Here is a 20,829-nt window from a genome sequence, read left to right on the forward strand (position 1 = left end):
AGATGCGCTTCGAACCCATCGCGATCGTCGGGCGGGGAGCTGTCCTGCCCGACGCTCGTGACGCGGACACCTTCTGCGCCAACGTGATCGCCGGCCGGATGAGCATCAGCACGGCCCCCGAGGGACGCTGGAAGGTGCCGCACGGGGTGCCGGAGGGCACGTGGGGTGATGTCGGCGGCTACGTGCGGCACTTCGCCGCCGAACAAGGGCTCGACCCGCAGTTCCAGTGGGTCCGCCACGGTGTCGAGGCCGCGCTCGAGGGACTCGACCGCGGCCGGGCAGGCCTGGTGCTCGGCAACCTGTCGTTCCCCACGGTGGGCATGGCCGACTACGCGGAACGGGTGTGGCGCGGCAACGAGCGCACCGACCCGCGCAACCGGTTCATGTCCGGGCTGCCCGCGCACCTCACCGGGCTCGACGCGTTCGCGCTGGACGCCGCTTGCGCGTCCAGCCTGTACGCGATCAAGCTCGCCTGCGACCGGCTGCACGACCGCACGGCCGACGTCATGGTCGCGGGTGCGGTGAACTGCGCGGACGACCTGTTCATCCACGTCGGCTTCTCCGCGCTGTCGGCGCTGAGCAAGTCCGGCCGCAGCCGCCCGTTCCACCGCGAGGCGGACGGGCTCGTCCCGGCCGAGGGTGCGGCGTTCGTGTCGCTGATGCGGCTCGCGGACGTGCGGGACGAAGAGGTGTTCGGCGTGATCCGCGGCGTCGGGCTGTCCAACGACGGACGCGGCTCCGGCATGCTCGTCCCCTCCGCCGAGGGGCAGATCCGGGCGATGCGCCAGGCGTACCAGATGGCCGGTGTCGCACCGGAAACCGTCGAGCTGCTGGAGTGCCACGCCACCGGCACGCCCGTCGGCGACGTCGTCGAGGTCACCAGCGCCGCCCAGATCTTCAAGAACCACAAGGGCTTGGCGATCGGTTCGGCGAAGTCGAACGTCGGCCACCTGATCACCGCGGCCGGTGTCGCCGGGCTGATCAAGGTGCTGGGCGCCATGAGGAACGGCGTCCGCCCGGCCACGCTCAACGCCGACGACACCATCGACGCGCTCGACGGCACCCCGCTGCGGGTGCTCACCGAAGCCGAGGAGTGGATCAAGCCTAAGCGGGCCGCGGTGAGCGCGTTCGGGTTCGGCGGCAACAACGCGCACCTGATCGTCGACGCACCGGGCCAGCACCACGGCGCGGTGGAACCGTTGCCGCTCAAGGAACCCGTGGCCATCGTCGCGATCGGCGCCAAGGTCGGCACCGGCGACAGCACGCACGACCTGACCCGCGCCCTGTTCACCGGCGAGAAGACCGGCAAGCGCGAGTCCGTCGACGTCGCGCTGCAGGGCCTGCGCATGCCGCCGCTCGACCTCGCGCAGACGCACGCCCAGCAGCTGCTCGTGCTGGAAACCGCGCGCGAGGTAGCGAGGAACCTGCCGCGCGACCGCACGATGGTGCTCATCGGCATGGGCTGCGACGCCGAGGTCGCCCGGTACGGTGCGCGCTGGCGCGCGGCACCCGAGGAGCGCGACGGCGTCGTGCCGAACCTGACCAGCGCGGCCGTCGTCGGCACCATGCCCAACATCACCGCGAACCGCATCAACGCCGTCCTCGACCTGGCCGGCCCCAGCTTCAGCGTCTCGGCGGAGGAGGCCTCGGGCGTGGTCGCGCTCGAGCTGGCCGCCCGCGCGATCCGCCACGGCGAGGCGGACGCCGCGGTGGTCGGCGCGGTCGACCTGTCCCACGAACCCGTGCACGAGCAGGCGCTCGCGGACCTCGGCATCACGCGCGAGTCCGGCGACGCGGCCGTCGTGCTGGTGCTCAAGAAGTTCAGCGACGCCCAGGACGACGAGATCATCGCGCTGCTCGACGACGCCACCTCCGAGGCCGACCTGATCGTGGGGGACAGGGGCTTCGACCCGAGCATCGTCTGCGGCACCCCGCACGCCGCCAAGGGACTTCTCGCCGTCGCCACCGCGGCGCTCGCGCTGCGCCACCGCGCCACCCCGCGCACCGGCGCGCCCGCCGACCCCGCGTTCGACGTCGACACGGCGAAGGTCGTCGTGAAACCGCTGGAGGCAGGCGAGAAGACCGTCCGCCTGCGCCAGCACCGGACGAAGCCGTGGATCGCCGAACGGCCGCCGCGTCTCCGCGTGTACTCCGGCGCCGACAGGACCGCGGTCATCGACGCACTCGACGCGGGCAGGGAGTCCGGCGAGGGACCGGCCCGGCTCGTGCTGCTCGACGACGACAAGGCCCCCGCGAAGGCCTGGCTCGAAGGCCGGGCGCTCAAGCCGGAGGGCGCGGCCTTCCGCGCCACCCCGCTCGCGGGCGAGATCGGCTTCGTCTTCACCGGCGGTCTCGCCGCGTACCCCGGTATGGGCCGCGAGCTGCTGCTGGCGTTCCCGCACCTGCTCGAGCAGATCGAGGCCCGGTCCGGCTCGGTGCGCGACGTGGTGGGCTGGGCGTTCGAGGGAGCGGACAGCGAGCCGCGCGAGGTGCTCGACCAGATCTGGGGCACCGCACTGCTCAGCCAGGTCCACGCCATGATCACCCGCGACCTGCTCGGCATCACGCCGAACGCCGCGCTCGGCTACTCGGCGGGCGAGTCGAACGCGCTGGTCGCGCTCGGCGTCTGGACGGACATGCGCAAGCTGCGCGCCGAGATGACCTCGTCCGGCATGTTCAGCCGCCAGGTCGCAGGCGAGTTCATGGCCATCAAGCGGGCGTGGGCGCGTCAGGGCGTCGAGGGCACGCGCTGGAAGAACTACCTGGTCGGCGTCAGCGCGGACCACGCGCGGAAACGACTGCACGGCGAGCAGGCCGTCCACCTGATCGCGGTCAACTCACCGGACTCGTGCATCATCGGCGGCGAGGTCACCGCGTGCGAACGCGTGCTGTCCACATTGGACGCCGCGTACACGCTGCCCGTCCCGTACGAGCTGGCCGTGCACACGCCGGAACTCGGCGAGGTGCGCAACGAGTGGTGGCGGCTGCACTGCCGCCCCACCACGCCACCGCCGGGCGTCCGGTTCTACAGCTGCGCCACGGACGACTCCTACCTGCCCACCGCGGAACGCGTCGCGGACGCGCTCACCGCGCAGGCCGTAGGCACGATGGACTTCGCCGGTGCGATCGAGCAGGCCTGGCGCGACGGCGTCCGGATCTTCGTCGAGCACGGCCCCAAGTCGCTGTGCAGCGACTGGATCCGCCGCACGCTCGGCGACCGCGAGCATCTGGCGGTCGCGCTCGACGCGCAGGACGGGCGCAGCGTGCGCCAGCTCAGCAGGGTCGCGGCCGAGCTCGTCGCGGCCGGCGTCGACGTCAACACCACCGCACTGCACGACCAGCTCGACTCGGCGGTGCCCGGCACCGCTGCACAACGGAGCGTGCTCACGCTCCCCGCACATCCACCGGAGGTCAGGTTGTCCAAGACGACCATGGTTCGTCCACCCGTCCTGCCTCCGGTCACGACCCCGGTGCCGCGACCGTCCCTCCCCGATGCGGTCGCGGCACCGGGCCTTCCCCGAGACGACTCGAAGCCCGGCCCGAAGTTCACCCGCGAGCAGCTCGAGCACCTCGCCGGCGGCAAGATCTCCGAGCTGTTCGGCTTCATGTTCGAGGCGCAGGACGGTTACGCACGCCAGTGCCGCATGCCGCAGCCGCCGATGCTGCTGGCCGACCGGGTCACCGGCATCGACGCCGAACCGGGCAGCATGGGCACCGGCACGATCTGGACCGAGACCGACGTGCTGCCGGACGCCTGGTACCTCGACAGCACCGGGCGCATGCCGCCGGGCATCCTGATCGAGTCCGGCCAGGCCGACCTGCTGCTGATCAGCTGGCTCGGCGCGGACCTGCTCAACAAGGGCGAGCGCGTCTACCGGTTGCTCGGCTGCGAGCTGACCTTCCACGGCAGCCCGCCCGAGCCCGGCGAGACGCTGCGCTACCAGATCGAGATCGACGGGCACGCCGAGCTCAACGGCATCCGGTTGTTCTTCTTCCACTACGACTGCTACGTCGGCGACGAGCTGCGCCTGTCCGTCCGAAAAGGACAGGCCGGGTTCTTCACCGACCAGGAGCTCGCGGCCACCACCGGCGTCATCTGGGATCCCGAGCTCGAACGGCCGGAAGGCCCGTGCGAGGCACCGGTCGTGGTCACCGGGCAGCGGAGCTTCGACGCCGAGCAGGTCCGCGCGTTCGCCGATGGCCGTCCGTACGACTGCTTCGGGCCGCAGTGGGACCTGACGCGGGCGCACATCCGCACGCCGCGCATCGACGACGGCCGGATGCTGTTCCTCGACGAGGTCACCGACTTCGACGTCAAGGGCGGGCCGTGGCAGCGCGGCTACCTCAAGGCGGAGACGAAGGTCGAGCCCGACGAGTGGTTCTTCGACGGCCACTTCAAGAACGACCCGTGCATGCCGGGCACCCTGATGTTCCAGGGCTGCCTGCAGGCGATGTCGTTCTACCTGGCGGGCTGCGGCTTCACGATCGGCAACGACGCGTGGCGCTTCGAGCCGGTGCCCGGCGAGGGCTACGACATGCGCTGCCGCGGCCAGGTCACGCCCGACAGCCGCAACCTGAGCTACGAGGTGTTCGTCTCCGAGCTCGTCGCGGGCCCGATCCCGACGCTGCACGCGGACGTGCTGTGCACTGTGGACGGTGTGAAGGCGTTCCACGCCAAGCGCGTCGGCCTGCGGCTGGTGCCTGCCTGGCCGCTCGACCAGTGGCGCACCCGCGAGCTCGCGAACCACGTCGAGACCGGCGCGGTCGCCGAGGCCGGTGGCGTCCGGTTCGACTACGCGGCGCTGCTCGCGTGCGCCTGGGGCAAGCCGTCCGACGCGTTCGGCGAGCTGTACGCGCGGTTCGACAGCCACCGCAAGGTCGCCCGGCTGCCGGGAGCGCCCTACCACTTCATGAGCAGGATCGCGTCGGTCGACGGCGCGATCGGCGGCATGGAGGCGGGCAGCTCGTGCGTCGTCGAGTACGACGTGCCCGCGGATGCCTGGTACTTCGAGCAGAACGGCCAGGCCACGATGCCGCTGGCCGTGCTGATGGAGGTCGTGCTCCAGCCGTGCGGCTGGCTCGCGTCCTACGTCGGGTGCGCGGTGGAGATCGACAAGGACCTGCTGTTCCGCAACCTCGACGGCAAGGGCACCATCCACGGCGAGATCACGCCGGACACGAAGGTCGTCCGCACCACCACGAAGCTCCGCGACATCTCGGTCAACGGTCCGATGATCATCGTCTCGTTCGACGTGCGCTGCTACGGCGACGACGCGCTGGTCTACGAGCTGGACACGGTGTTCGGGTTCTTCCCGCCGGAGTCGTTCGTCGACCAGCCAGGACTCGGCTGCACGGACGCCGAACGCGCCGCGCTCGCCCCGAGCGGCCAGGTCGTCGACCTCACCGCGCGTCCAGCGAAGTACTGCGACGGCGAGCTGCGGCTGGCCGGTCCGATGCTGCTGATGCTCGACCGGGTCACCGGCTACGACCCCACCGGTGGTGCGGCCGGGCTGGGCAGGCTCACCGCGGAGAAGGACGTCGACGCGGGGGAGTGGTTCTTCAAGGCGCACTTCTTCCAGGATCCCGTGCAGCCCGGCTCGCTCGGCATCGAGGCGCTCTACCAGCTGCTCCAGTTCTACCTGCTGGAACGCGGTGCGGGCGAAGGGCTGGCGCAGCCGCGGTTCGAGATGATGATGGACAGCGCACCGATGGTGTGGAAGTACCGCGGCCAGGTCGTGCCGTCGCACACCACGATCTCGTCCGAGCTGGAGATCACCTCGTACGACGCGGAGAACCGGTGCGCGAAGGCCAAGGCGTGGCTGTGGGTGGACGGCAGGCGCATCTACAGCACCGCCGAGATCGGAGTGCGGGTGGTCGGTGCGTCCCAGGAGGAGAACTGGCTGCACGACCACCGTCCGACGTGGACGGTGCCGGTCGTGCCGATGATGTCGGTGGTCGACCAGCTGGCCGGTGGTGAGACGGCGTTGCGCGACGTGACGCTGCGGCGCTGGATCCCGGCCGCCGAGCCGCCGCGGATGAAGGTCGAACGTGACGGCTCGCTGGTGACGTTGCTCGTCTGGCGGGACGCGCAGAACCCGGTCCTGTCCCGGTTCGAACCGGTGGCGACCGCGAAGGTCGTGCCGCGCGGCGCCCGGCCCGCTCCGTTCGCCGAGCTGCCGAACGCCGAGCCGGTCACGGACTTCTACACCTCGGGCGCGCTGTTCCACGGGCCCGCGTTCCACTACCTGAAGTCGTTGCGGCGCAGTGCCGGTGGCGCTTCCGGTGTGCTCGACGCGGGTGCCGGCTCGGTGCCGCGCGGCAACCTGCACCAGGGACTGCTGGACGCGGCGACGCACGCGATCCCGCACGACAGCATGTGGCGCTGGTACCAGGAGATCCCGCGCGACCAGGTCGCGTACCCGCACCGGATCACCAGCTTCGAGCAGTACGAGCCGCTGCCGTCGTCGGGTGAGGTTCAGGTCGAGGCGCGGTTCGCGGGGTTCGAGAACGGCGATCGGCGGTTCCCGGTCGTGCAGCTGCAGCTCCTGAGCGACGGGCAGGTGCTCGTCGCGATGCGGCTGGTGGAGGTGCTGATGCCGACCGGTGTGTTCGGCGCGGCGTCGTCCGCCCAGCGCCGGGCGTTCCTGCGCGACCGCGTCTACGCCGACGGTCTGGGGCTCTCCACCACCGAGGTGGGCACGACCCGGCTGTCCCTCGCGGACGTCGAGCAGTGCGACTGGCTCGTCGGCACCGTCGCCAGCGCGTACGGACTGCCGGCGGGAGCCAGGGGACGTGACCACCTGGCCCGCATCGCGGTGCAGGACCACGTCGCCAGGTTGCTGCGCGTCCACCCGTCTGCCGTCCGGGTGGAAGGGCACACCGCACAGGTCGCGGGCGAGACCTACGACGTGCTCGTCACCGAGCACGAGTCGGTGGTCTTCGTCCGCGGCTGAAATGCCGTGAAGGGAGCTTCCAAGCGTCCAGCGCTTGGAAGCTCCCTTCACGGCGTTCGCTAGCGGAAGAGGCCGCGGATCACGGTGGCGACGAGTGCGGGGTGGAACAGGGTCGCCGGGTGGTCGACCATCTGGGAGGTCCGGATGAACCGGCGGTAGACGTGCGGGTTGCCGGGGATGACGGCGAACAGCTTCTCGCCGTACCACCGCTGCGCGCGGACGTACCAGGGCAGATGTCCCTGGTGCCAGCCGAGGTCGGTGGTCGTCGCGGTCAGCCACGGCACGCCGACCACGCGGGCGAGCTTGCGCTGGAACCGCCGCTCGATGTTCTGCTTGGGCAGCAGCTTGCCGAGGATCTCGGCGCCGAGCGCGGCGAGCGTCAGGCCGTGGCCGTAGACCGGGTTCATGGCGCACACCGTGTCGCCCAGTGCGATCAGGCCGCGCGGCCAGTCGCGCACCTTGTCGAACCGGTTCCACTTGCTGCCCAGGTTCGCGAACCGGTAGATCGACGAGGCGGGCTCGGCGTTCTTGACGATGTCCGCGACGTCGCGGCACTCCAGCGTGCCCGCGTACTCGAGGAAGCCGTGTTCGTCGGTCGGCGCGATGTCGCCGCCCGCGCCGAAGAGCGTCACGAACCAACGCTTGCCGTCCACGGTGGACACCGCGCCGCCGCGCTTCGTGTGCGGGGCGTGGGTGATCTCGTAGGCGGTGAGCCAGTCGAACTTCAGGTCCTCGTCGACGTGGTAGAGCCGCGAGGTGTAGGCGAGGTGGCCGTCGACGACCTGCTGAGGCGGGCAGTGCACGCCGAGCGGTTTGAGCCAGTCGACGAGCTTGCTCGTGCGGCCGGACGCCACCACGACGAGGTCCGCGTGCTCGGTGAAGTCGGCGCCGGCGTCGCGGTGCCGCCCGTGGATGCCGACGACGCGGCCGTTCTCGTGCACCAGCCCGTCGACGCGCACCCCGCCCACGACGGACACCGACGGGATCTCGAGCACCCGGCGCCGGACGGTGCGTTCCAGCGTCACGCGGGTGACGGACTGGACCTCGATCCCGATCGCGTCGCGCGGCGCCCAGCCCGCGGGCGCACGGCTCTTGAACTCGCTGCCGACGTCGGCGACGACCGCGCCGAGCTCGGACAGTTCTGCTCTCAGACCGGGGAACAGGTCCTCGAGCACCTGGGCGCCGCGGGCGAGCAACGCGTGCGGGTGATGTGCCTGAGGCACGCCGCTGCGGTGCGCGGTGTCAGCGTCGATGTGATCGCGCTCGACGAGCGTGACGCGGCCGCAGTGTTCGGACAGGACACGTGCGGCGAGCAGTCCGGCGAACCCTGCGCCGACGACGATTGCGTGCTTCATGAAGCGATCGTGCCAACCACGTTGAGCTGCTGAACTCAATCGTCCCGTTTGGCGGCACGACGGGTGAACGGCGTGTCCCGGCCTCCGTAACTTTCGACGCGCAGCAAGACTCTGACCTGGGAGGCCACTGCCGTGACCGACTCGATCCTCTCGTCGTTCCAACGACTTCGCGCCGAAGACCCCGACCGGCGGATGTTCACGTTCGTCGACGACAAGGGCAACGACGAGGCCACGCTCACCGCGCGTCAGCTCGGCGCGGCCGCGGACCGGGTGGCGGAGTCGTTGCGCGACCGGGGTTTCACTCCGGGTGACCGCGCGATCCTCGTGTACCCGCCGTCGCTGGACTTCGTCGAGGCCTTCCTCGGCTGCCTCGCGGCCGGCGTCATCCCGGTGCCGGTGTACCCGCCGAACCCGTTCAAGCTCAAGAAGGACCTCGCGACGTTCAACGCCATCGCGGACAACTGCGGCGCGCGCGGCATCCTGACCAACGGCACGTACGACCGTTCCCGCACCGCCGGCTCCGTGACCAGCTTCTTCAGCTCGGACACACCCCGCTGGCCGAGCCTGCCCTGGTACCGCACGGACAAGCTGCGTGCGTCCGGCAAGGAAGTCGTTTGGTGCCAACCAGATTCCGCGACGCCCGCCTTCCTGCAGTACACCTCCGGCTCGACGTCCGCGCCGAAGGGCGTGATCATCAGCCACGGCAACCTCGCCTGCGAGGTGACCGCCAACGCGGCCGACCTCGGGCTCGGACCGCAGGCGCGCGGCGTGTTCTGGGTGCCGCAGTACCACGATCTCGGCCTCATCAGCGTCATCCTGTCGACCATCGCGGGCAACGGCCGGACCACCCTCATGTCGCCGCTGACGTTCCTGCAACGGCCGAGCGTGTGGTTCGACGTCCTGTCCCGCACCCGCGCCACGCACACCGCCGCGCCGAACTTCGCGTTCGAGCTCGCGGTGCGCAAGACGACGCCGCAGCAGCGGGCGGGCTGGGACCTCTCCGCGCTGCGGGCCGTCATGTCCGCCGCCGAGCCGATCCGTCCTTCCACGATGGACAACTTCTTCGCCGCGTTCGAGGAGACCGGGATCGACCGGGACGTGTTCTTCCCCGCGTACGGGCTCGCCGAGCACACGGTCAGCGTGTCGATGGGTGGACGTTCCACTTTGCACATCGACAAAACAGCGCTCGAGTCGGGCAAGGTGCTGCCGGCCGCCGACGGCGTCCCGTACGTCGGGTGCGGCCGGATCACCAAGCCGGACGCGGTGGTGCGCATCGTCGACCCCGTGTCGCTGCGCGAGTGCGGGCCCGACGAGATCGGTGAGATCTGGGTCGACTCGCCCACCAAGGGACTCGGCTACTGGGGCATGCCGGAGGAGACCGAGGCCGCGTTCCACGCCCGGATCGCCGGCTCGCCGGACGACGTCGAGTACCTGCGCACCGGCGACCTCGGGTTCTTCCACGACGGCGAGCTGTTCATCACCGGGCGCAACAAGGACCTGATCATCGTGCGCGGCCGCAACCTGTACCCGGCGGACATCGAGGACAGCGTCCGCGACTGCCACCCGCTCATCCGGCCCGGCGGGCTGGCGGCGTTCGCCGTCGAGGTCGACGCGAGCGAGGAACTGGTGCTGTTCGTGGAGACCAAGGACAAGGTCGGCCTCGACGAGCGCGACGCGATCGTCGAGTCGGTGCGGCGCCGGGTCTACGAGGAGCACCAGCTCGGCTGCCACGCGGTCGTGGTCGGCAAGCAGGGCATCGTGCGCAAGACGACGAGCGGCAAAGTCCGCCGCTCGGCGTGCAAGCAGGCATTTCTGGCTGGGGAGGCGGCATGAGGTTCGCGACGGGACCGGACGATCCGAGGCTCGACGAGGTCGATCCGTCGTTCCAGTCGGTGATCGAGGCGCTGGGACCGCTGGTCGCCGCGTCGAAGATGACCAGGCGCCGGGTGTTCCACCGCAACGCGACCGGCGCGCGCGGCGTGCTGCGCGTCGTCGACGCTCCCGACCTGCCGCCGCACTCGTTCTTCCGGCCGGGCAGGCGGTTCGACGTCACCGCCCGGTACAGCAACAGCATCGAGAACGACGACATCGCGCCCGCCATCCGCGGCGTGACGCTCCGGCTCGACGGCGGCGAGCTCGACCTGTCGCTGAACACCGGTGACCGGTTCTTCGCGCGGTCGGCCGAGGTGTTCCTGCGCTACTTCCGCGGTGAGGGCGCCGCGCTGGTCGAGGAGATCCCCGGTTTCCGCGAGACGGCGTGGAACCTGTACCGGCACGCGACTTCCTACGCCTCGTACCACTACTACTCGCAGGTGCCGTCGGGGTTCGTCAGCCTCGACGGTTCGCGGTGGCTGATCCGCTACCGGCTGGTGCCGGTCGGCGTGCCGGACGCCGGGTTCGTGGATCCGGGCGACCGGTTCCTGCCGCCCGAGCCGCCCGGCGAGCTCACCCGGTTCGACGCGGACGACCCGCGCCCGCGGACGTTCCTGCACGAGGAACTGCGGGAACGGTTGTCCGCGGGCGCGGTGTCCGCGGTGCTCCAGGTGCAGCTGCACCCGGTGAGCTCGTCGGACGACGAGAACGAGGCCCCGCTGGACTGCACGCGGGCGTGGAACCTGCCGTGGCGGGACCTGGCCACGCTGGAGCTCGACTCGATGCTCGACAACGACGCGATCGAGGGCCTGCGGTTCAACCACGCCAACACGCCCGCCGACCTGGGTGTCGTGCTCGCCACGTCACCGTCGGAGCCCGCTTCGCTGAACCACCTGCGGGCGCTGGTCTACCGGCTGACCGCGGCGGCGCGCATCGGCGACACCTCGGTGCCCGAGTGCCGTTCCGTGGTGGTCATCGGCGCCGGCCCGGCCGGGCTGAGCTTCGCGCGGGAACTGGAGCGCGCCGGGCATCGGGCGATCGTGCTGGAGAAGCTGCCCGAGGTCGGCGGCAAGTGCGAGTCGATCGACATCGACGACCGCGCGTACGACCTGGGCGGCCACGTCTGCACGACGCAGTACGAGAACGTCGCGCGGCTGGCCGTCGAGCTGGGCGTACCGACCGAGGACACGACGCCGCACCGGGTGCACGACATCGAGTCCGGCTCGTCCGTGCCGCAGAGCACCGAGTTCTTCCAGCGCGCGACCTTCAGCCGCTACCAGGAGCTGCGCGACGCGGAGTTCCCGCTGATCGCCTCCGCCGGACTCGCGCACTCGGCACGGGCGCTGGCCGAGCCGGTGACGTCGTGGCTCTCCTCGCACGGCCTGACGTCCATGGCCGCTTCGCTGGGCACCGGGTACACCGCGGCCGGCTACGGGTACCTGGCGGGTGACCTGCCCGCGCTGTACTTCGTGAAGTACGCCGAGATGACCGGCCTGCTGTCCGCGCGTCCCGAACTGCTGGGACATCCGGGCAGCTTCACGATCGTCGGCGGCTTCAAGGGCCTGTGGGAGAAGGTCGCCGCGAGTCTGTCCGACGTCCGGTGCGGGGTGAACATCACCTGCATCGCACGGGATCCCGATCGTCCGCGCAACGGCGTGCTGGTGCGCACCGAGCAGGGTGACGTGGTCGCCGACGACCTCGTGCTGACCGTGCCGATCTCCGAGCTGGTGGACGTGCTCGACGCGACGCCCGACGAGCTGGACGTCGCGGGCCGGGTGCGGTCGATGGACTACTACACGACCGTCGTCTCCGCCTCTGGCCTGCCGTCGTCGGCGTTCTTCCTGGTGGACAACGTTCCCGGGCACGCGGTGTCGTTCCACCACCGGTACCCCGAGAGCGACGTCTACGCCGTGTACTCGTACGGCTCGCCGGAGCTGGACGGTGACGACATCATCGCCGGGTTCCGCGCCGACGTGGAGCGCATGGGCGGCACGATGGGGGAGGTGCACACGCAGCGGCGGTGGAAGTTCCTGCCGTACTTCGGCAGCGCCGACATCCGCGACGGCGTGTACGACCGGATCGAGCACCTGCAGGGCCGCAACCACACGTTCCACGCGGGCAGCCTGCCGGCCTACGAGCTGGTCGAGTGCAACGTCGCGTACAGCAGGCAGCTGGTGCGGCAGCACTTCGGCGGTGCGGACGAGGACGACGTGTTCGGCCACGCGGCCGTGATCACCACGGAGGAACGCCCGGAGCCCACGGTGGACGCGCTGCGCACGTGGCTGGTGTCGCACATCGCCGACGAGCTGCGCCTTCCCGCGACCTCGGTCTCCGCTTCGTCGCGTTTGGACAGTTTCGCGCTGGAGTCCATGTCGGTAGCCGCTCTGCAGTCGGGTCTCTCGGACTGGCTCGGCTACCGGATCCCGCACACGTTGTTCCTGGAGCAGCCGACGATCGACGCGGTGGCCCGGCACCTGGCCGTGGAGGAGGACGCGCCGCCGGTCGCGCCCACCAGGTCGTTGCTGCTGGGCCTGACGTCGGCGCGTCCGTTCTTCTGCGTCGGCGGCGCTCTCGGTGCCGCGTACTACCTGCTGAAGCTGGCGCGTGACGTCGGTTCGTCGCGGCCGTTCTACGGGCTGCGCGCGCCGGGCTACGACGGGTTGGAGGAGCCGCTCGACACCGTGGAGGAGCTGGCCGCCCGGTACGTCGAGGAGATCCGCCTGGTCCAGCCGTACGGCCCGTACCTGCTGGGCGGCCACTCGTTCGGCGGCGTCGTCGCGTACGAGATGGGCAGGCAGCTGCGCGCGGCGGGCGAGGAGGTCACCCGTGTTGTGCTGCTCGATGCTTATGTTCCGGTTGCTGGGCAGGATCTGCCGCCGGTCGACGACGCGGCGGCGATCGAGGAACTGCTGACGATGAACCGCCTGGCGTTCTCCTCGGGCGGCCCGGCAGGCGTGGAGATCGACCCGTCGCTCGCGATCTCGGAGCAGAAGGAACGTCTAGGCCGCTTCCTGGGCGCCAACGGCTCACTCCCGGTCGACGACCACATCAGCAACATGCTGCGCGTGTACCAGGCCAACCTGGAGGCCAACGTCAAGTACCAGCCGCTCCCGTCCGACCTGAACGTCACCCTGATGAAGGCCACCGACGGCTTCCCGCCGGTCATGAAGCCGCACCGCAACACCGCTCTGGCGCTCGACGACCCCGCGAACGGCTGGGAGCACGTCAGTTTGGGCACGCTGTCCGTTGTGGACATTCCCGGCGACCACTTCACCATGTTCGTCGAGCCGCACGACGAGATCATCGCCGGCGCTGTCCACACGTGCCTGGCGGAGGAGGAGCGCCGCTCGGCGAACACCGTGGGCGCCAAGGCGATCGCGTTCAACCCGGACGACCCGGCGTTCCTCAACGACCCGTACCCGTTCTACCGCGCCCTGCGCGACAGCGACCCGATCCACTACGAGGACACCCTCGGCGGCTGGATGCTGACCCGCTACGAGGACGTGTCCCAGCTCCTGCGCGACCCGCGGGTGATCCGCCCGCCGGTGACCGACTACCTGTTCGCCTCGGTGCCGCAGTCGCAGCGCGACGAGATGGCCGCGTTCGAACGCCAGCTCGCCGGCTCACTGCCGTTCACGAACGCGCCGTACCACACCCGCCTGCGCAGCCTGCTGGGCAAGGCTTTCACCCCGCGCCGCGTCCGCGCGATGCGCGCCAGGATCGCCGAGATCACCGACTCACTGCTCGACGTGCTGGACGTGTGCGACGGCGGCGACCTGATGAAGCTGGTCGCGTACCCGCTGCCGTCGACCGTGATCATGGAGTTCATCGGCGTGCCGGAGGAAGACCACGCGCGGATGACCTACCTGGCCACCGAGATGATGGCCCTGCTCGGCGCCCAGTACTCGAAGGACGCACCCCTGATCGCCCGCAAGGCGCACGCGGCGATGAACGAGTTCGTGTCCTACATGACGTCGCTCATTTCTTTGCGTCGTAGTTCGCCTCGCGAGGACCTGTTGTCGACGTTGATCGGCGGGGAGCTCACCGAGGAAGAGCTGATCCTCAACTGCATGGCGCTGCTCAACGCGGGTCTCGAGACGACCGCCAACCTGCTCGGTAACGGCACTCTGGCGCTGCTGCGCAACCCCGCGCAGTACTCGTTGCTGCGGAACGACCCTCAGCTCGCCGAGTCGGCGGCCGAGGAGTTGCTGCGCTACGACGGTCCCACCCCGATCCTCACGCCGCAGCTGGCCGACGCCGACATCTCGATCGGCGGCCAACTGATCAAGAAGGGTCAGCTGATCTACCCCATGGTGGGTGCCGCGAACCGTGATCCCGTGCGGTTCCCGGAGCCCGACCAGCTCGACGTCACGCGCCCGCCCAACGGACAGTTGAGCTTCGGTGTCGGCATCCACTTCTGCGTCGGTGCGGCGCTGGCTCGGATGGAGGCGCAGGAGTACTTCACCCGGCTCACGGCTCGGTTCCCGCACCTCCGGTTGGATCCGTCCATGCCGGCTCCGGTGTTCCGCGACGACCCGTTGTTGCGGGGTTTGGCACACCTGCACGTCCGCACCTCCGTATGTCCCAAGGACAATTGATCTGCGGACCTGCTACTTTCGGGCGGACTTCCGGCGCGCAACGTCCACAGTGACGTTGCGCGCCAATACCTTGTTCCCATGACGCCACGGCGCTCCACGGCCCGCAGCCGTGACATCGGACTGGAACTGCTCGCCATTCGCGAGAAAGCTGGGTACGACGGCATCGGGCTCGCCAACCGGCTCGGGTGGGATCAGAGCAAGGTGTCCCGGATCGAGGGTGGCAAGCAGGCTGTCGATGAGGTCGACTTGATCAGCTGGCTCACGAGTTGCGACGTGAAGTACCCGCAGCTGCGGCAACTGGTCAACGACAACCGGGAGGCCACAAGGGACACCTGGGTGGTGCCCCACTCGCCGACCTCGGGCCGGGCTCTCGTCGCTGAGGAACGAGCCGCCAAGACCATCACCCACTACGCGTGCGTCCTGATTCCCGGCCTGCTGCAGACTCGCGCGTATGCCCAGGCCACGATCGGTCATTGGCACCAGGACGAGAAGACGATCCTGTTGACGGTCGAGCAGCGGATGACTCGCCAAGAGGTACTGCCCGGGGAACGCGCGCCCAAGGTCGTCTTCTACATCGAGGAGGGTGTCCTGCTGCGAACCGCCAGCGATGCCGAGATCGGGGAGGAGCAGCTGCTGCATCTGATGTTCATGGCGGACTGGAAGAAGGTCAGCATCCGCATCCTGCCGACATCCGCGGGAGTGCACTCGGCGGGGCAGGGCTCGTTCACCTTCATCGAACGGCGCGACGGGATATTGGTGGCGCGGATCGACACCCGAGCAACCGCGCTGGTCATGGAGAACGAGGTGCACATCGCCGCCTACCAGGAGACGATCAAGGAACTGGACGGTCTCGCTATGTCCGAGGGACAATCGCGGAAGTACATCGCCAGCCTCGTTGCTGGTCCGCGAGAGGAGTCCGACGACGATGGCCGAGGCGGAGTGGCGTAAGAGCAGCTACAGCGGGGGGCAGGAAAGCGACTGCCTCGAGGTCGCTCCGGGGCGCGTGCGCGACTCCAAGAATCCGGGGCCGGTGCTCGACTTCAGCCGCACCGCGTTCGCCGGGTTCGTGGCGGCCGTGAAGGACAGCCGCTTCACCCGTTAGACGAACGACACGTACCTGAACTGGAAGGACGACAGCGGCAGGTTCCGATCAGGCACGAACCCGGTCACCTTGCTGGAGTAGGCGTCCACCTGGTTCTTGAAGCTCCAGATGATGTACCCCCCACGGTCGTACTCGATCTTCTGCGCCTCCCGAAGCACCGCACACCGCTTCTCCCGGTTGACCTCCTCGCGAGCCTTCCCGATGAGCGCCTTGAACGAGTCGTCGTTCCACCCGCACTCGTTGAAAGGCGCGTCGGGCAACGACCCCTGCGTGACCTGAGGCAGATAACTGCGGGTGAACCAGTAGTCCTGCGCGAACGGCCAGTGCAGGTAGTCCTTGCCGTAGAAGACACCGCTGTCCACCTCGCGGACAGCGACCTCGACCCCGGCACCACGAGCCTGCGCCGCGAACAACCGCGCGGCGGCGACAGCTCCGGCCCCGATGCCGTCGGAAGTCACCAGCTCGACCTTCAACGCCGTGTGCCCGGCGCGGTTGAGCAGCGACTTCGCCAACGCCAGGTCCTGCTTCCGCTGCGGCAGCTCCTTGGAGTAGCACTGGTCGAAGGGCGCGTACATGTCGTTGCCGACGCGCCCCTGCCCGCCGAGCGCCTGCGACACCATCTGGTCCCGGTCGACGATCAGCCGGAACGCCTGGCGCACCAGCACGTTGTCGAACGGGGGTGTGTCGACCCGCATGGTGAACGGCATCCAGATACCGGTCTCCGAGATCAGGACGTTCGCGCCGGACGCCTTCACCGCCGCCACCTGGTTCTGCGGCAGGTTGTCGATGGCGTGCACGGACCCGTCGAGCAGCGCGTCGAGTCTGGCGCGCTCGCTGGGGTAGTCGACGATCACCAGCTCGTCGACGTACGGCTCGTGCTGGTGCCAGTAGCCCGCGAACCGGGGGAACGTGCTCTGCTGGCCGGGGATGAAGGTGCCGAACCTGAACGGCCCGGTGCCGACGGGAGCCTTGAGGTCGAAGTCGACGGGCACGATGCCGAGGTAGTACTGGGCTAGCTCGTCCTGGAACGACGCGTGCGGCTGGGTCAGCTTGATCCGCACGGTCAGCGGATCGATCTTCTGCAGAGCACCCAGGTCGAGGATGCGCAACGCGGGCGCGCCCATGCCGGGCAGGTCGATGATGCGGCGCAACGAGAAGATGACGTCGTCGGCGTCGAGCGGCTTGCCGTTGTGGAACACCACGCCGGGCCGCAACCGCAGCGTCCACTCGTCCAACGTGGGAGACGCTGCTTCCAACGACTGTGCCAGCACCGGCTCGATCTGGTAGGCAGCGTCCCGCCGGAACAGGGGTTCGTAGAGGTTCGACATGCGCGCCTGGTCGGGGTAGGTCACCGACTTGTGCGGGTCGAGCGTGTCGTCCGTGCTGCCGCCGGTCACACCGATCCGCAGCACGCCACCGCGTTTGCGCGGGCCCAGTGCGGCCGAGCTGACCTGGCGGTCGTTGGCGTCACCGCACGACCCGAGTCCGGTGCCGAGCGCTGAGCCGACGATCAGGCCGGCGGTGGTCCGCAGGAGGTCTCGACGCGACACCATCGGCGGTCCCTTCACCGGGCGGTCGGCTGCAGGCGGGCGGGCGGCTCTGCCTGCGGCCGTCCGAGAAGGTATCCCTGCGCCTGGTCGCAGCCAAGGTCCCGTAGCAGAGCGAACTGAGCGGGTTCCTCGACTCCCTCGGCGATCGTGGTGAGTCCGAGCGCCTGGCCGAGCCGGATGACCGCGGTGACGATCTCGCGGTCCGACGGATCGTTGACCAGGCCCGCGACGAACGAGCGGTCGACCTTCACGAAGCTCACCGGCAGCCGTTTCAGGTAGCTCAGCGACGAGTAGCCGGTGCCGAAGTCGTCGATGCCGAGCCGCACGCCCATGTCGCGGATCTCTTCGAGCTGCCGCAACGTGGCCGCGTCGGCCTCCATGATCGCGGTCTCGGTGAGCTCCAGCGCCAGCGCTGACGGTTCCAGCCCGGACTCGGCCAGCGCCGCGGTCACGACGTCCACGAGGTCACGCCGGGTCGCCTGCCGCGCCGACAGGTTCACCGCGGTCCGCATGCCGGGCTCCACCTCGCCGCTCGCCCGCCACGCCGCGAGCTGGCGGCAGGCCTGGCCGAGCACGGACGTCCCGATCGGCACGATCAGTCCGCTGTCCTCGGCGACCTGGATGAACTCGCCCGGCGCGAGCATGCCGCGCTTCGGGTCGTTCAGACGCACCAGCGACTCCACGGCCACCGGCGCACCGGTGATCACGTCCACGACCGGCTGGTAGTGCAGCACGAACCGGTCGTCGCGCAGGCCCTGCCGCAGCGCGGCCGTGATCGCGATGCGGTCGATGGACCGCTCGCGCAGCGCCTCGTCGAAGATCTCGCAGCGGTTCTTGCCGCGCGCCTTCGCGCCGTACATGGCGGCGTCCGCGTCGCGCAGCAGGTCCTCCGGTGTCGGTGCGTCGCCGTTGGCCAGCGCGATGCCCACGGACGCGGTCACGACGACCTCGAACGAGTCGACGACAACGGGCGACGCGAGCGTGCGCGCCAGCCGTTCGGAGATCTCGATGACGTTCTGCTCCTGGCGCAGGTCCTGGCAGAGCACGACGAACTCGTCGCCGCCGAGCCGGGCGACCGTGTCGAACGGCCGCACGTGGTGCTGCAACCTGCGGCCCACCTCGCGCAGCACCTCGTCGCCGACGTCGTGGCCGAGGCTGTCGTTGACGTCCTTGAACCCGTCGAGGTCGATGAACAGCACCGCGGTCAGCTGGTGCTGCCGCTCGGACCGGGCCAGCACCTGGCGCAGCCGGTCCAGCAGCAGGATGCGGTTCGGCAGGCCGGTCAGCGGGTCGTGCAGCGCCTGGCGCACCAGCTGCGCCTCGGCCTGCCGCCGCTCGGTGATGTCCTCGGCCTGGGTGACGAAGTACAGCGGCTCGCCGTCCTCGGCGGCCACCATGCACGCCGTCATCACGGTCCACACCGTGCGCCCGTCGGAGTGCAGGTAGCGCTTCTCCATGCGGAACGGCCCGACGTGGTGGTCGGCGATCATGGCCGTCGCCGCCGACATCGACGCCTCGACGTCGTCGGGGTGGGTGAAGTCGGCGAACGAGCTGCCGATCAGCTCGGCCTCGGTGCGTCCCAGCATGTCGCACAGCGCCCGGTTGACCTGGGTGAGCTTCGTGTCGAGGTCGACGAGCGACATGCCGATGGACGCGTTGTCGAACGCCTGCTGGAAGCGTTCCTTCGCCTCGCGCAGCTCGGTCTCGGACGCGCGCTGCTCCTCGACCATGACCTGCAGGCGTTCGGCCATGCTGTTGAACGCGCCCGCCATCGCGCCGATCTCGTCCTTGCTGCGCACCTGGACGCGGCCGGTCAGGTCGCCCTTGGCGAGCTCCGCCGCGCCGCGCGCCACCGTGCCGACGTCGCCGGTGATCCGCCGCGACTGCCACACGGTGAGCAGCACGGTCACCGCGAGCGTCGCGAGCACCGCCGCCAGCGCGAGCGCCCGGTCGCGCGCGTGCCCGTCGAGCCTGGCCTTCAGGAGCTGCCGCTCCTGCTCGAAGAGCCGGTCGGTCAGCTTCGCGAGCGAGTCGACCGCCCTGGTGACGCCCTGCTGGTACTCGGCGCGGTCCAGCTCGACCGTGCCCGCGTCGACGAAGCCGCGCGTCGTGGCCGTCCCGAGGTCGGTCACCGCGAGGTAGGTGTCGTGCAGCAATGGGCCGAGCGCCTGCTGCAGGCCGTCGTCACCCTCGCGGAACGTCGTGAACAGGTCCTCCTGGAGGCCGTCGACGTGCTGGGTGAGCGTCGCGACGGTCGCCGCGACGGCCGTGCGGTCCTGGAGCGTGATCCGGGCGTCGACCAGCAGCCCGTCGACGGTGTCGCCGAGCCTGCTGATCCGGTCGGCGAGCTCGGGCCCGTGCGTGACCAGCGCGTCGGCGAGGTTGTAGGTGCGCAGCTCGGGGTCGAGCACGAGGTTCGACGTCACGCCGACGTAGTTGATCAGCGTGCGGACGTTGCCGATCATCATCGTGTGCGCGGCGTCGCTGGCCGCCTCGTCCGGCTGACCCGTCCGCCAGGTCTTCCACCTGTCGGCCTGCGCGGCGGGCGTGGCGTTGATGTTGAGGTCGGCATTGGTGGTCCGCAGCTGCGAGCCGAGCCGGGCGTCGGCCTCGAGCAGCGCGGCGAAGTCCGCGTCGACCTTCTCGCTGCGGGCCTTCAGGTCCGCCTCCGGCCGTTCGCCCGCGAGGAACTGCCTGCTCAGCGTGCGGTGGGCGGAGAGGTCGACGAGCAACGTGGTGAGCGGCCGCAGGTAGTCCATGCCCCGCAGCTCGTTCTCGCTGAACTCGATGCGGCGCCCGTTCTCGACCATGAGCAGGTACGTCGCGGTCGCCAACGGGAGGGTGAACGCCAGCCCGATCATCGCGAGCTTGTGCCACACGCGAGACCGCCGGCGGCTGCATGGTCTATTCGGCACAGTCGCGACTGCCTATTCGGCTCCGTGGAGTGATCCGGCTCACCCTACCGGGCTACGGTAGTTGCATCGACCGTCGGTGGGTATGTCGTTGCGGTGTGTTGGCCATTGTCGAGTCCACGGGCGAGTTGCGCCATCAAACGTCTCAATTGGTCGGTGCGGACCACCCGATGGGGCGGTCCGCACTTTCATCAGACGGTGATGGACCAGGTGTCGCGCACACCCGTGTCACCAGGGCTGTTGTCGCCCATCCGCAGCGTCCACCTGCCGCCCGCCCGTTCGCCCGCGGCCGGATGAACGGTGAAGGATTTCGCCCCCGGAGAGACGAGTGCACGGGAGCCGCCGTAACGCTGCAATTGGTATCAGCGGCCTGCGGGTAAGACGAGAGAAATATTCAGGTCTTGAATGCGGGTGTGCGTCGCGCCGTCGGCCGGGGGAACAGGGTTTGGCAACCCTTATGGCCCTCTGCATGTTGGTCCGAATGCCG

The 20,829-nt window shown here is 69.7% G+C and carries 9 protein-coding genes; 5 read left to right on the forward strand and 4 right to left on the reverse strand.

The window, feature by feature from the left end:
• Window positions 1-2 precede the first annotated feature (2 nt).
• Complete coding sequence (locus FKR81_RS18560; protein ID WP_146353341.1) at window positions 3-6,953, forward strand: beta-ketoacyl synthase N-terminal-like domain-containing protein; 6,951 nt, start codon at window positions 3-5, stop codon at window positions 6,951-6,953.
• A gap of 59 nt (window positions 6,954-7,012) precedes the next feature.
• On the opposite strand, the gene FKR81_RS18565 is transcribed toward FKR81_RS18560, so the two are convergent.
• Window positions 7,013-8,308: an FAD-dependent oxidoreductase gene (locus tag FKR81_RS18565; protein WP_146353342.1), complete on the reverse strand. Its 1,296-nt coding sequence runs from the start codon at window positions 8,306-8,308 to the stop codon at window positions 7,013-7,015.
• A 132-nt stretch (window positions 8,309-8,440) separates the two neighbouring features.
• Here FKR81_RS18565 and FKR81_RS18570 point away from each other — a divergent pair, with 132 nt between their 5' ends.
• The 4 genes from FKR81_RS18570 to FKR81_RS18585 all read left to right on the forward strand — a co-directional run bounded on the left by FKR81_RS18570 (window position 8,441) and on the right by FKR81_RS18585 (window position 15,880).
• Window positions 8,441-10,141 (forward strand): fatty acyl-AMP ligase, encoded by a 1,701-nt coding sequence (locus tag FKR81_RS18570; protein WP_146353343.1) that lies wholly within the window; start codon window positions 8,441-8,443, stop codon window positions 10,139-10,141.
• Window positions 10,138-14,778 carry a cytochrome P450 gene (locus tag FKR81_RS18575; protein WP_146353344.1) on the forward strand — a complete coding sequence of 1,547 codons (4,641 nt, stop codon included), beginning with the start codon at window positions 10,138-10,140 and terminating at the stop codon, window positions 14,776-14,778. The genes FKR81_RS18570 and FKR81_RS18575 overlap by 4 nt, the downstream gene beginning before the upstream one ends.
• A 78-nt stretch (window positions 14,779-14,856) precedes the next feature.
• Window positions 14,857-15,726 (forward strand): helix-turn-helix domain-containing protein, encoded by an 870-nt coding sequence (locus FKR81_RS18580; protein WP_146353345.1) that lies wholly within the window; start codon window positions 14,857-14,859, stop codon window positions 15,724-15,726.
• Entirely contained in the window at window positions 15,704-15,880 is a 177-nt protein-coding gene (locus FKR81_RS18585; protein WP_146353346.1) for a DUF397 domain-containing protein, read from the forward strand. Before FKR81_RS18580 ends, FKR81_RS18585 begins: the two co-directional genes overlap by 23 nt.
• On the opposite strand, the gene FKR81_RS18590 is transcribed toward FKR81_RS18585, so the two are convergent.
• The 3 genes from FKR81_RS18590 to FKR81_RS46005 all read right to left on the reverse strand — a co-directional run bounded on the left by FKR81_RS18590 (window position 15,877) and on the right by FKR81_RS46005 (window position 20,698).
• Window positions 15,877-17,433: an ABC transporter substrate-binding protein gene (locus FKR81_RS18590; RefSeq protein WP_146353347.1), complete on the reverse strand. Its 1,557-nt coding sequence runs from the start codon at window positions 17,431-17,433 to the stop codon at window positions 15,877-15,879. The two genes, FKR81_RS18585 and FKR81_RS18590, sit on opposite strands and share 4 nt — an antisense overlap.
• Before the next feature lie 11 nt (window positions 17,434-17,444).
• On the reverse strand, window positions 17,445-20,309 hold the full coding sequence (locus tag FKR81_RS18595; RefSeq protein WP_146353348.1) for a putative bifunctional diguanylate cyclase/phosphodiesterase: 2,865 nt from the start codon (window positions 20,307-20,309) through the stop codon (window positions 17,445-17,447).
• A 224-nt stretch (window positions 20,310-20,533) separates the two neighbouring features.
• Window positions 20,534-20,698, reverse strand: a complete 165-nt coding sequence (locus FKR81_RS46005; RefSeq protein WP_146353349.1) for a proprotein convertase P-domain-containing protein — start codon at window positions 20,696-20,698, stop codon at window positions 20,534-20,536.
• Window positions 20,699-20,829: the final 131 nt, after the last annotated feature.

This window comes from Lentzea tibetensis (assembly GCF_007845675.1).
Taxonomy (GTDB): Bacteria; Actinomycetota; Actinomycetes; order Mycobacteriales; family Pseudonocardiaceae; genus Lentzea; species Lentzea tibetensis.

Bases quoted from the DNA above. Each gene is read 5' to 3' on its own strand.
- FKR81_RS18560 (WP_146353341.1), top strand. From the start codon at position 3: ATGCGCTTCGAACCCATCGCGATCGTCGGGCGGGGAGCTGTCCTGCCC.
- FKR81_RS18565 (WP_146353342.1), bottom strand. From the start codon at position 8,308: ATGAAGCACGCAATCGTCGTCGGCGCAGGGTTCGCCGGACTGCTCGCC.
- FKR81_RS18575 (WP_146353344.1), top strand. From the start codon at position 10,138: ATGAGGTTCGCGACGGGACCGGACGATCCGAGGCTCGACGAGGTCGAT.
- FKR81_RS18580 (WP_146353345.1), top strand. From the start codon at position 14,857: ATGACGCCACGGCGCTCCACGGCCCGCAGCCGTGACATCGGACTGGAA.
- FKR81_RS18585 (WP_146353346.1), top strand. From the start codon at position 15,704: ATGGCCGAGGCGGAGTGGCGTAAGAGCAGCTACAGCGGGGGGCAGGAA.
- FKR81_RS18590 (WP_146353347.1), bottom strand. From the start codon at position 17,433: ATGGTGTCGCGTCGAGACCTCCTGCGGACCACCGCCGGCCTGATCGTC.